Origin of the sequence: Flavobacterium sp. PL12, from assembly GCF_039123485.1 — a bacterium.
GTDB classification, from domain to species: domain Bacteria; phylum Bacteroidota; class Bacteroidia; order Flavobacteriales; family Flavobacteriaceae; genus Flavobacterium; species Flavobacterium weaverense.
Genome location: NZ_JBANDI010000008.1, coordinates 78,702 through 91,895, shown reverse-complemented (window position 1 = coordinate 91,895; position 13,194 = coordinate 78,702). Strand labels below are relative to the sequence as shown.

Here is a 13,194-nt window from a genome sequence, read left to right as displayed (position 1 = left end):
TTTTGTGCCATGCAAATTCAAGTTTTAAAATCAAAAATACACCGCGTTAAAGTAACTGGAGCCGATTTAAATTATATCGGAAGTATTACTATTGACGAGTCATTATTAGAAGCTTCAAACATTATTGAAGGAGAAAAAGTGTCTATTGTAAACATCAATAATGGAGAACGTTTTGAAACGTATGCTATTAAAGGCGAGAAAAACTCAGGAACGATCACGTTAAATGGTCCTGCAGCACGAAAAGTTCAAAAAGATGACATTATCATAATCATCTCCTATGCAACACTAGAATTTGAAGAAGCAAAAACTTTTAAACCATGGATTATTTTTCCAAATGAAAATGACAATTCACTAACATAAAATAAAATTTCTTATCATTGAAAGCCACTCCTCAACAGAGTGGCTTTTACTTTTTAAGAAGTTTTTACTGTTTTTAAGAAGCTGTAGAATTTAAGAAACAATGTTTTTTTACAAGCGTACTTTACTGTAAATTTGAATTCAATATTATTCCAACATCAATGTCAAAAGTAAAAACAACTTTTTTTTGCCAAAATTGTGGCGCACAATATGCCAAATGGCAAGGACAATGTAACTCTTGCAAGGAATGGAATACCATCGCCGAAGAGATTATTCAGAAGCAAGAAAAAGCAGCTTGGAAAAGTGAACCGAGTTCAAGCAGCATAGCTCCAAAGCCTTTACGAATTGACGAAATAGATTCTGCTCAAGAAATACGAATGGACACTACTGATGCCGAATTAAATCGAGTTTTAGGTGGCGGAATTGTTCCTGGATCGTTAATACTTTTAGGCGGAGAACCTGGAATTGGAAAAAGCACCCTACTACTCCAAGTTTCATTAAAGCTTCCGTACAAAACTTTATATGTTTCAGGCGAAGAAAGCCAAAAGCAGATAAAAATGCGTGCTGAAAGAATTACTCCTAGCAGCGAGAACTGTTATATTCTGACGGAAACTAAAACGCAGAATATCTTTAAACAAATAGAAGCAATTCAACCTGAAATTGTAATCATCGATTCGATACAAACCTTACATACGGATTACATCGAATCCACTGCAGGAAGTATATCTCAAATTAGAGAAACCACTGCAGAACTTATAAAATTTGCAAAGGAAACTAATATTCCAGTGATTCTTATTGGACATATCACAAAAGATGGGAATATTGCAGGTCCAAAAATATTAGAGCACATGGTGGATACTGTTCTTCAGTTTGAAGGCGATAGAAATCATGTTTATAGAATATTACGTTCTTTAAAAAACCGCTTTGGTTCTACTGCCGAAATTGGAATTTACGAAATGCTTGGAAGTGGATTACGCGAAGTTTCTAATCCATCAGAAATATTAATTTCGCACAAAGACGAAGAATTATCAGGAACTGCAATCGCATCAACTCTGGAAGGAATGAGACCGTTGATGATCGAAATCCAAGCCTTAGTGAGCACGGCAGTTTACGGAACACCGCAACGAAGTACTACCGGTTACAATGCTAAAAGATTAAACATGATATTAGCAGTTCTTGAAAAAAGAGCTGGTTTTAGGCTTGGCGCCAAAGATGTATTCCTGAACGTAACAGGAGGAATTTCAGTCGATGATCCTGCTATAGACTTAGCTGTTGTTGCTGCCATATTATCCTCAAATGAAGATATAGCAGTGAACAAAGATTTCTGTTTTGCAGGTGAAGTGGGACTTTCGGGCGAGATACGACCTGTAAACCGCGTAGACCAGCGAATTCAGGAAGCAGAAAAACTAGGATTTTCTACCATTTATGTTTCTAAATACAATAAGATTGCAACAAAGAGTACTGGAATAACGGTTCGTTTAGTTGCGAAAATTGAAGATGTAGCCGCTGAATTATTTGGATAAAAAAATTGTTTATTTATTATTTATTTAAAGTCTACCATTTGATATTGTTGCACTTTAAATTTACCTTTTTAGCAAACTGACCTCATTTAAATTAGATGATCTTTTATCTAAATTTTAAAGAATAAACCTGTTACAAAAACGTTTCATAATTAATGAAATCTACAAAACATAAAATATTTTTAATCCTAAAGATACTTTTGATATTAGTAGCTGTGATTGCAGTAGCTTTTTATTTTTTTAGAGATGTACTTTTAAAACAAGCAATTGCAAAAGCAACAGTAAAAATAGAGTTAGAATACGATAGTGATTTAACGATTAAAGAAGCTTCTTTTGAGGGCTTTTCAGGTATAAGTCTAAACGAGATAACACTTACTCCGCGAAATTTAGATACGCTGATAACTATCCAGAAAATGAGAACGAGCGTTAATATTTGGCAATTAGCGCTTGGTGAAGTTCAATTAGGCACATTAGAAATTAAAAACGGAAAAGTACAACTAATACAAAAAGGTAAAATAAAAAACTTTGCCGCTTTTCTAAAAAAGGATAAAAACGAATCAAAAAGTAGTGATAAAAAAGACTACGCTGCTTTTGCCTATCGTATTATTACAAAGGTGCTAAATCTGGTACCTACAGATATGGACGTTGAAAATCTGACTTTTAAATTAGATGATAATGGCAAAAAAGCAACTATAGACATTAAAAAATTAGTACTATTAAACAAAGTGCTCGAAACTTCAATAGATGTACAGACCAATACTTTTGCGCAGCGCTGGAAAATAAAAGGCTTTGCTGATCCAAGAAATAAGAAAGCAGATGTTCGTTTTTTTAATCTTGATACTGGCGCGATTAAAGTTCCCTATTTTGATGAGCGTTATAATCTTATCTCGAGCTTTGATTCCATCCGTTTGAACATTGAAAATATTGATAAAAGTGGTGGAGAACTGCATCTTGATGGATTTGCTTCAATTGCCAACTTAAAAATAAATCATCCTAAAATTGCAAGAAAAGATGTCGTTATAAAAAATGCGCGATTTGATTATCGCTTCTTGTTAGGATCAAACTTTATTTCTATTGATAGTAGCTCCACGGTCCAGCTCAATAAAATCAAACTCCATCCTTATTTGTCCTATGACAATGAAAAAGATACTGTTTACAGACTCAAGGTAGCGTTACCAAAAATGGCAGCACAAGATTTTATTTCTTCTCTGCCAGACGGTCTTTTCACAAACTTTCAAGGAATGGAAGCCGCAGGAACGTTCGAATATAAATTAGATTTTAAATACAATGTAAATAAACCTAATGACTTGGTTTTTGATAGTAATCTCAAGAAAGAAAACTTAAAAATCACAAAATATGGGAAAGCGAATCTTAACAAACTAAATGGTGAATTTATATATCGTGCCATTATAAAAGACGTTTTACAACGTCCGGTATTAGTTGGAAATACCAATCCAAATTTTACACCGCTCGAGCAGATTTCACCCTATTTGAGAAAGAGCGTATTAACTACTGAAGATCCATCATTCTTTTCTCATCGTGGTTTTATAAACGAGGCATTTAAACAATCAATTGTAAAGAATATAAAAACGAAAAAGTTTTCGCGCGGTGCCAGCACCATAAGTATGCAATTAGTAAAAAATGTATTTCTAACTAGAGAAAAAACATTGTCTCGAAAACTAGAGGAAATTCTATTAGTTTACATTCTAGAAAACAATCGAATAGCCAGCAAAGAGAGAATGTTAGAAGTATATTTTAATATTATTGAATGGGGACCAAATATTTATGGAATAGGTGAAGCGAGCCAGTTTTACTTCCAAAAAAGACCTTCAGAATTAGACTTAAAAGAATGTCTTTATCTTGCTAGAATTATCCCAAGTCCAAAAAAGTTTATGTATCAATTTAATGATCAAGGGATCTTGAGAGATTTTTCATTACAGCAAGAAAATTTTCTAACTAATATTATGACTAGAAGAGGATTGTTGACTGTTGACGATACCATTTACAAGCAGCAAACATTACATATTTCTGGTCCAGCAAAATCGTATCTTAGGTTAAAAGCCAAAGATTCAACAGAAATTGATTCCATACCTTCAATCGCTGAGTTTGAATTGTAAAAATAAAGCCTGATAAAATAAAATTTCTATCAGGCTTTTTTTAGTGTTATAAATCAAAATTACGGAGCAGGATCTGGAATAATGGCTTGAACTTTATTTATTTCTGCTAGAATATCCTCAGAAAGTGACACTTTGATAGTATCAATATTTTCTTTTAATTGTTTCAATGTTGTGGCACCAATGATTGTACTAGTCACAAAAGGCTGCTGTTCAACGAAAGCCAGAGACAATTCTGTTAAGGTTAATCCGTTTTTCTTTGCAATTTCATTATACAACATTGTCGCTTGGGTACACTGCTCGCTATTATATCTTGTATATTGAGGGAAAAGTTTAATTCTAGCGTTGGGATGACTTTCTCCTGTCAAGAATTTTCCAGATAAAACACCAAAAGCTAATGGGGAATACGCTAGCAAACCTACCTTTTCTCTCATGCAAATTTCTGAAGTTCCTACTTCAAACAACCTATTCAATAACGAATAGGGATTTTGAACCGTTTTAATTCTGGCAAGATTTTTATATTTACTTTCTTCTAGAAAACGCATAATTCCCCATGGATTTTCATTTGAGAGACCAATATGCTTAATTTTACCTTCTTTAACAAATCCATCTAAAGTCTCTAAAACTTGGTGTATATTGTCTTCCCATGAATCATCTTGTACTTTAAAACCACGCTGACCAAAGCAATTATTTTTACGTTCCGGCCAATGCAATTGATAAACATCTAAATAATCTGTTTGAAGTCTTTTCAGGCTATTATCCAATGCATAATTTAAACTTTCAGCAGAGAAATCTATAGTATCACGCATATAAGTAAAATTAGGATTTGGTCCCGCAATTTTAGACGCTAGTACTATTTCCTCTCTTTTCCCTGATTTTTTTAACCAAGTACCAATGATTTTTTCAGTATTACCGTAAGTTTCTTTACTCGCAGGAACGGAATACATCTCAGCAGTATCAAAAAAATTAACACCATTTTCAAATGCATAATCCATTTGCGAATGACCATCAGCTTCTGAATTTTGTTGTCCAAAAGTCATTGTGCCTAAGCATATTTTACTCACTTTTATATCAGTATTCGGTAAAGTAGTGTATTTCATTTTTGAAGATTCTTAATTAAGTTACAAAAGTATATTTATTAAAACTTTTCGGTTTGCAATTAAACTATTTTTATGAAACGTTTATGTATATAAACATAAAAAAGGCTCAAAGAAAATGCTTTGAGCCTTAAAAATAATAGTTTATAAACTAAATTTTAGTTTAAATCATTCAGCATATCTGCAATTTCATCTAATCTAGGCGTTAGAATAATCTCGATTCTACGATTTTTTGCTTTTCCCTCAGCAGTTGCATTACTCACTAAAGGTGAATATTCACTTCTACCTGCAGCAGTTAGATTTTGTTTATTTATTTTTTTGTTTTCAGTTAAAATAGCAACAATTGCAGTGGCTCTTTTAGTTGATAAATCCCAATTATCGGCGATTGGACCAGCAGCAGAAAAAGCATCGTTATCCGTATGTCCTTCGATAAGAACTGAAATTTCAGGGTTGTCACCCAAAACTTTACCAACTTCCGTAACTGCTTTCTTCCCTTCAGAACCTAAAGCATAACTTCCAGAATTAAATAGTAATTTGTTTTCCATTGAAACATATACTTTTCCATTCTTTTGTTCTACAGTTAAGCCTTTACCTTCAAAACTATTTAAAGCTTTAGAAAGCGTTTCTTTTAATTTTCTCATGCTTGCTTCTTTAGTAGCAATTAAATTCTCAAGTTCTTGCAAACGCTGTGCATTTTTATTTAATCGCTCTTGTTCCTGAGCTAAAGCTTTTGCTTTTTCGTCAAGTTGTCCCAGCAAATCACGATTTTTCTTCATGTTACTTTGCAAAGCATCACTGCTATTTTTTTCTAAAGCATCGTATGAATCTTGTAAAACCTTAAATTTATCTTGTGCTGCAGCATAATCTACTTTCAACTTATTAAGCTCCGCTTTTGATTTACTTAAATCAGAAGTCAATCCATCACGATACAATTCTAGTTGGTTTTTAGCCTTTAGTAAATCAGCATTTTCATCAGATATACTTCTATTTTCTTTTTTCAGATCGGCAAATTTAGTTTCGAGATCATTGTATATTTTTTTTGATACACATGAGGTCGAAAGTGCCACTGCCAGTAATCCTATCGAAAGTTTTTTTATCATTTTTTTATATTTTTATGCGTTGTCTTTTACCAAATGTAATCATTATAACCAAAAACCCTAACATTGAAAGTATTGAAAATCCTTCTTACTTTTTTGAAAAAGCAGTAAGATTGCAGCGTCGCGAAACATTAAAAGCAGGATATAGTTCCTAAAAAAATTATTCAATTTCCACTAAAATGGGGCAATGATCAGAATGTACTGCGTCAGATAAAATAACGGCTCTTTTTAATTTATGTTTTAAAGAATCACTTACTAAGTTGTAATCGATGCGCCAACCCTTATTGTTTCCTCTAGCTCCAGCACGGTAACTCCACCAAGAATATTGATGTGGCTCACTGTTGAAATGACGAAAACTATCTACAAATCCAGACTTCATAAACCCGTCAAGCCAAGCACGTTCTTGCGGTAAAAATCCAGAGACATTTTTATTTCTTACAGGATCATGAATATCGATAGCTTCGTGACAAATATTATAGTCACCGCAAATAACAAGATTTGGAATTTCTTGCTTAAGGTCATTGATATAATTTTGAAAGTCATCCATAAACATAAATTTGTGGTCGAGTCTATCAATATTTGTTCCTGATGGTAAGTACAAACTCATGACAGAAACATCATCGAAGTCGGCACGAAGATTCCTACCTTCAAAATCCATATGCTGAATTCCAGTTCCATGAACGACATTATTAGGCTTAGACTTCGAGAGAATTGCTACGCCACTATATCCTTTTTTAGTTGCTGAGTAATAGTATTGATAAGGATAACCCGCTTCTGTGATTGCATCTACAGGAATTTGATCTTCCATAGCTTTAATTTCTTGAAGACAAATTACATCTGGGTTTGCTTGCTTCAACCAATCTATAAATCCTTTAGAAATCGCTGCTCTGATTCCGTTGACGTTGTATGAAATAATTTTCATTGAAGTTTTTTTTAGAGTTTCAAAAGTAATAAAAAAGAAGAAGTTTGACTTAGAAAAATAGAGAAAATGGAGTTTTTTGCTATCTTTGTTTCTTGCTCTAAAAACAAAAAATAAATGGGTTTAGTAACCGCCAAAGAAGTTGCAAAAGCAATTAATGTAGATAAGTATGGAGTTCTTGGCACTTTTTCCGGTTGGATGCTAATGAAGTTGCTTAAAATTTCTACATTAAATAAAGTTTACGATAGAAATAGACATTTACAAGATGTAGATTTCTTGAATGGAATATTAGATGATTTACAGATAAAATTTGAAATACCAGAAGAAGACTTAAAACGTTTACCAAAAGAAGGGGCTTACATAACAATATCAAATCATCCTCTTGGTGGTATTGACGGAGTTTTATTGTTGAAATTGATGCTTGAAAGAGAACCAAATTTCAAAATCATTGCTAACTTTTTATTACACCGAATTGAACCTCTCAAAAAATACATAATGCCCGTAAATCCTTTTGAAAATCATAAGGATGCAAAATCTAGCGTTGTAGGAATTAAAGAAACTTTACGCCATTTAAGCGATGGAAAACCCCTGGGAATGTTTCCTGCCGGCGAAGTTTCAACGTATAAGGATGGAAAATTAATGGTTGACAAACCGTGGGAAGAAGGAGCAATAAAAGTAATTAGAAAAGCACAGGTACCTGTTGTTCCTATTTATTTCCATGCAAAAAACAGTCGCTTGTTTTATCTGCTTTCAAAAATTAGTAGCACGTTTAGAACTGCAAAACTACCTTCTGAAGTTTTTAGTCAAAAGAATAGAGTAATAAAAGTACGCGTTGGGAAACCAATCTCAGTTAACGAACAAAATGAGTACAAAACAATAGAGGAATACTCTGAATTTTTAAGAAAGAAAACCTACATGTTGGCTAATCCTTTCGAAAAGGAAACTCACTTTTTACCAACACCAACTTTAAAAAGCCCTAAAAGCCCAAAGAAAATTGTGGGTGGTGCCAATAGAGAAAAAATGATTGCTGAAGTTGATGCCGCTAGAAATACTGATTGTCGTCTTTTACAAAGTAAAAACTATGAGGTGTTTTTCACTGAAGCTGAAAAAATTCCCAATATTCTTCATGAGATAGGCCGATTAAGAGAAATCACTTTTCGAGAAGTAGGTGAAGGAACTAATGAGTCTATAGATTTAGATAAGCATGATCAATACTATCACCACTTATTTTTATGGGATAATGAAACCAATAAAATTGCAGGTGCTTATCGAATGGGTTTAGGATCAAAAATTTATCCAAAATACGGAATAAATGGTTTTTACCTCAACGATCTTTTTCGTTTTGAGCCAGAATTATATGATATGATGCATAAATCCATTGAAATGGGTCGTGCATTTATCATCAAAGAATACCAACAAAAACCAATGCCACTTTTCTTGCTTTGGAAAGGGATTATGCACACCACGCTTCGTTATCCTGAACATAAGTTCTTGTTAGGAGGAGTTAGTATTAGCAATCAGTTTTCTGATTTCTCAAAATCATTGATGATTGAATTCATGAAGTCCAATTATTATGATCCCTATATTGCGCAATATATTCATCCAAAGAAAGAATATAAAGTGAAATTAAAGGATGCAGACAAAGATTTCATTTTTGATGAAGCTGAATCTGATTTAAATAAATTTGATAAGATTATTGATGAATTAGAACCGGGAAGTTTGCGTTTACCAGTCCTTATTAAAAAATACATTAAGCAAAATGCAAAAGTGGTTGCTTTTAATGTTGATCCATTATTCAACAATGCGGTCGATGGATTAATGTATATCAGAATTGCAGATATTCCAGAAAGCACTATGAAACCAGTGATGGAAGAGTTCCAAAAAGAGCTTGAAAGAAAACTACATGAAAAAGAAGATTAATCTTCGAATTATATAGAAAAGAAAATCCCGTTAATTTAAGAAGTTAACGGGATTTTTTATTTCTTAGAACCATGCTTTTTTCTCTACCTGATAGGTTTGATAAAACTCTTCATCAGATTTTGTTAGATATATAATTCCTTCAATAAGTCCGAGTAAACTGGTCACAGTTCCACAAGTACAAATACTTATTACCAGCCATATTATTCCTTCTTTGGTGTAGCCTAAAAGAAATTTATGAATACCAAATGCTCCTAGAAGTATTGCTAAAATTCCAGCTGGCAACTTTTTGTTGTCTTGTCTAATTGGCTTAGGATTATTCCATTGCTCGTGTCTTGAATTTTCCATTTTTTAAAATTACATTTTAGTTTAGTTAATAGTTACACTTTTTAAATATTACTCTATTGGTTCCCAGAGTTCGATTTTATTTCCTTCTAAATCTAGAATCCATCCGAATTTACCATACTCATAAGTCTGCACATCACCTACAATTGTTACACCTTCTTCAGACAATTTGTTCAATAAATCATGCAAATTTACTACTCTGAAGTTTTGCATAAATTGTTTTTCACTTGGAGCAAAATAATCGGTTTCCTCTACAAAAGGCGACCATTGCGTTGAACATTGATTGTCATTTTCATCTTTCCAAAGAAAAGTGGATCCAAAATCATCTGTTTTTAAACCTAAATGGGTTGCGTACCATGAAAGTAGTTTTTTTGGATTTTTAGATTTAAAAAAGAAACCTCCAATTCCTGTTACTCTTTCTTCGGTTGCTTTTGGATTAGAATTACCAAAATATTTTGCTTTGATTTTATCAACGATTACTTGCGCTAATCGCTCATGGCTTTCAAAGGTCCAACCAGCAATATGGGGACTTAATATAACATTTTTAGCTTTCAATAAATATTTAAATGCTTCAGGGGTGTGCTTATCTTTGAAGAGTGTTTCAAAAGACAATTTTTCATATTCTAAAACATCTAGTCCAGCGCCAAGCACCTTTCCAGATTGCATCGCAGTGACTAAATCAGCAGTTACAACATTATTCCCTCTAGAAGTATTTATAATCCAGAATGGTTTTTCAAATCCATCGATAAATTCAGCATCAACCATTTTATCTGTTTCAGGAGTCCATGGTAAATGTAAACTCAGCACATCAGTTTTTTGCTTTAGTTCTTCTAATGAAACTTGCTTAGCATTGGCATCAGCCACATTTTCTTTGATGTCATAACATAGCACCTCAACATCAAAACCGCGAAGTTTTTTAGCAAATGCTTTTCCCATATTACCATAACCAATAATTCCTACAGTTTTACCATCTAACTCATGCCCTCTATTACTTTCTCTGTTCCAATGTCCAGATTGGATTTCAGTATACGCTTGATTTAATTTATTAAATAGAGATAAAATCATCCCGAGAGAGTGTTCTGCGACTGCGTTTCTATTTCCTTCGGGCGCAGCTATAAGTGTAATGTTTTTAGAATTAGCGTGTTCACAATCAATGCTTTCTAATCCTGCTCCTACTCTAGCGATGAACTGTAAATTAGTAGCTTTATCTAAAAAGATCTTATCAATTTTGAACCTACTTCTAATTACAATCCCTTGATAATCTAGAATCTTAGCTTCAATTTCTTCTTTTGAAGATGTAAAATCACTGTGGTTTATAAACCCAGCATTTTGCAATTGATCCCAAAGTAATGGGTTATTACTATCGATATGAAGGATTTTGATGTCCATAATTTAATTTTTTTTGATCCTTCAAATAAACAAAAAAATTACGGTTTATTATTTTTACCAAGGAAATTTGACCTTAAATTCATAAATTAGCGCTCTAAATTTTTATTACAAATCGGAAAAACGTAATAAATGAAAAATGAAAAATGAAATTAAGTAAAACATTCAAGGCTTTTTTTGAAAGTGAAAAATCAGGTGGACTCTTATTGCTTTCTGTAACTATAATATCTCTCTTCTTAGCTAATTCAATCATTCAAACTGAATATATTGCATTTTGGGAAACTAATATTGGAAGTCATTCCATAACCCATTGGATTAATGATGGTTTAATGGCTATTTTCTTTCTATTAATTGGATTAGAATTAGAACGTGAAATATATCAAGGAGAATTATCGAATATAAAAAATGCTTCTCTACCTCTTTTTGGAGCGCTTGGAGGGATGGTAGTTCCAGCGGGAATCTTTTTACTATTGAATTTTGGAACAATAACACAAAATGGTGCTGGAATCCCTATGGCGACAGATATAGCCTTCGCTATTGGTATCTTATCACTTTTAGGAAGTCGTGTGCCCACGTCGCTTAAAGTGTTCCTGACGGCACTTGCAGTTATAGATGACATTGGAGCAATTTTGGTAATTGCTATTTTTTACACCGATAATATTGCGTTTATAAATTTACTTATTGCTTTTGGAATTATGGGCTTCTTGTTCATATTGAATAGAAGAAAGGTTCATAACATTATCCCATACTTAATTGGTGGTGCAGGAATGTGGTATTTTATGCTGAATTCTGGAGTACACGCAACAATTACTGGAGTGCTACTAGCTTTTGTAATACCATTTGGAGATGGTAGTAGAAAAACTTCTTCTTATAAATTACAACACTTTTTACATAAACCTGTAGCTTTCTTTATACTTCCTTTGTTTGCCATGGCAAATACTGGAATAGCGATTGGTTCAGATTGGAGTTCAGAACTAAATCACCCGAACACAATTGGAATTATATTAGGGCTTGTAGTAGGTAAACCTTTAGGAATTTGGTTGTTTTCATTTGCAGCAGTAAGCTTTGGAATATGCTCATTACCCCGCGATTTAAAGTGGAGCAATATTGTAGGCGCTGGAATGCTAGGAGGAATAGGATTTACAATGTCGATATTTATCACATTACTCGCTTTTAAAAATGATGGAGAAGAAGTGATAACGTATTCCAAGATAGCAATTCTTATTGCATCATTCATCGCAGGTACAGTTGGTTTCTTATTCTTAAATTTCAATTTAAAAGCTGATCGGAAAAAATAAATCAATCTTATAATTCTATACAAAAACGCCTCGTTTAAATAGTATTTAAGCGAGGCGTTTTCTATTGTAGAAACAATTTAATTAGAAATTTATACTACAAAAATTATTAGAAATTTGATTTTTAAATAGACGAAATAATAATTTCATGATCAAACGGGTGAAAACTATATCCGCTTATAGATAACAAAAAAATTAGAAAACTGATAAATTAGAAATTTTATTAGCCTTTTATTTGTTTCAAAGAAGTTTTAATTCCTCTAATTAACGAAGAGCTAAATCCATGCATTTCCATTTCATTCAGTCCAGCAATTGTACAACCTTGAGGAGTTGTAACACGATCTATAAGTTGTTCAGGGTGAACTTTTTCTTCTAGCAACATTTCAGCAGCACCTTTAACGGTTTGTGCAGAAATAGCTAATGCTGTTTGCCAGTCGAATCCTATTTCGATCCCAGCTTGCATCGAAGCTCTTATGTATCGCAATGCAAATGCAGTTCCGCTTGCCGCAAGAACTGTAGCCGCATCCATTAATTTTTCATCAATTATAGGAGCAGTTCCTAATGTTTGAAAAAGAGTAATTACGCCAGTTGCTTTATCTTTATTTTTTTCCTGAAACGCAATACAAGTCGCCGAAGCTCCAAACTGTGCTGCAATATTTGGCATAATTCTAATGGCGGTATTAGACTCACCTATCTTGTTTTGTAAGCTTTCAATAGATAATCCGCTAACTGCTGAAGCAATTATTTTATTCGAAATAAAAGGGAGAATTTCATTTAGAACAACATCAATTTGGTATGGCTTTATCGTTAGAATAATTACATCTGCCTCTTCAATTAGATGTGTGTTGTTACTGGAAACTGTAGCTCCAAGTTTTTCTAGATATTGAATGCTAGAAATATTCCTTCTGGTTATTGTTACTTGGTTTTCTGAGGAAAATTTAGATAATCCCAAGGCAATGGAAACTCCTAAATTCCCACCGCCAATAATATGTACTTTCATTATAGTTTTGGTTAATTTTCTTTATTACTTGATTTTAAGATAATGTGGTTACTTCATTATTCGTTTCTAAAAATCATTATTAAGTCATAAATTGTTCATTTTTTGGTTAATGGTTGTTGCTATTTATCTGTTAAATTTGAATATCTT

General features: G+C 32.9%; 10 protein-coding genes and 1 pseudogene. 5 read left to right on the top strand and 6 right to left on the bottom strand.

Features of this window, described 5'->3' with window-relative positions; genetic code table 11:
- Positions 1-9: 9 nt before the first annotated feature.
- The 3 genes from panD to RCH19_RS05700 all read left to right on the top strand — a co-directional run bounded on the left by panD (position 10) and on the right by RCH19_RS05700 (position 3,994).
- Positions 10-360 (top strand): aspartate 1-decarboxylase, encoded by a 351-nt coding sequence (gene panD / locus RCH19_RS05710; protein ID WP_343022404.1) that lies wholly within the window; start codon positions 10-12, stop codon positions 358-360.
- Positions 361-518: 158 nt separating this feature from the next.
- Positions 519-1,880, top strand: coding sequence for a DNA repair protein RadA (gene radA / locus RCH19_RS05705; RefSeq protein WP_343022403.1), 1,362 nt, complete (start codon positions 519-521; stop codon positions 1,878-1,880).
- A gap of 152 nt (positions 1,881-2,032) precedes the next feature.
- Entirely contained in the window at positions 2,033-3,994 is a 1,962-nt protein-coding gene (locus RCH19_RS05700; protein ID WP_343022402.1) for a biosynthetic peptidoglycan transglycosylase, read from the top strand.
- Between the two features lie 59 nt (positions 3,995-4,053).
- Here RCH19_RS05700 and RCH19_RS05695 read toward each other — a convergent pair whose 3' ends face one another.
- From RCH19_RS05695 to RCH19_RS05685, 3 genes are all read right to left on the bottom strand, one after another.
- A complete protein-coding gene (locus RCH19_RS05695; RefSeq protein WP_343022401.1) occupies positions 4,054-5,091 on the bottom strand; it encodes an aldo/keto reductase in 1,038 nt (345 codons plus the stop codon).
- A gap of 155 nt (positions 5,092-5,246) precedes the next feature.
- Positions 5,247-6,188 (bottom strand): OmpA family protein, encoded by a 942-nt coding sequence (locus tag RCH19_RS05690; RefSeq protein ID WP_343022400.1) that lies wholly within the window; start codon positions 6,186-6,188, stop codon positions 5,247-5,249.
- Positions 6,189-6,345: 157 nt separating this feature from the next.
- Entirely contained in the window at positions 6,346-7,107 is a 762-nt protein-coding gene (locus RCH19_RS05685; protein WP_343022399.1) for an exodeoxyribonuclease III, read from the bottom strand.
- Positions 7,108-7,221: 114 nt separating this feature from the next.
- Between RCH19_RS05685 and RCH19_RS05680 the strand changes: the two genes are divergently transcribed.
- Complete coding sequence (locus RCH19_RS05680; protein WP_343022398.1) at positions 7,222-9,024, top strand: lysophospholipid acyltransferase family protein; 1,803 nt, start codon at positions 7,222-7,224, stop codon at positions 9,022-9,024.
- A 63-nt stretch (positions 9,025-9,087) separates the two neighbouring features.
- Here the strand turns inward: RCH19_RS05680 and RCH19_RS05675 are convergent, their stop codons facing one another.
- Both RCH19_RS05675 and RCH19_RS05670 read right to left on the bottom strand, forming a co-directional pair.
- Complete coding sequence (locus RCH19_RS05675) at positions 9,088-9,369, bottom strand: TM2 domain-containing protein (RefSeq protein ID WP_343022397.1); 282 nt, start codon at positions 9,367-9,369, stop codon at positions 9,088-9,090.
- Positions 9,370-9,816: 447 nt separating this feature from the next.
- Positions 9,817-10,755: pseudogene (locus tag RCH19_RS05670) on the bottom strand (2-hydroxyacid dehydrogenase); the annotation flags it as partial.
- A 143-nt stretch (positions 10,756-10,898) separates the two neighbouring features.
- On the opposite strand from RCH19_RS05670, the gene nhaA reads away from it, so the two are divergent.
- Complete coding sequence (gene nhaA, locus RCH19_RS05665) at positions 10,899-12,050, top strand: Na+/H+ antiporter NhaA (protein ID WP_121924615.1); 1,152 nt, start codon at positions 10,899-10,901, stop codon at positions 12,048-12,050.
- A 220-nt stretch (positions 12,051-12,270) separates the two neighbouring features.
- Here the strand turns inward: nhaA and proC are convergent, their stop codons facing one another.
- Entirely contained in the window at positions 12,271-13,047 is a 777-nt protein-coding gene (gene proC, locus RCH19_RS05660; protein WP_343022396.1) for a pyrroline-5-carboxylate reductase, read from the bottom strand.
- Positions 13,048-13,194: the final 147 nt, after the last annotated feature.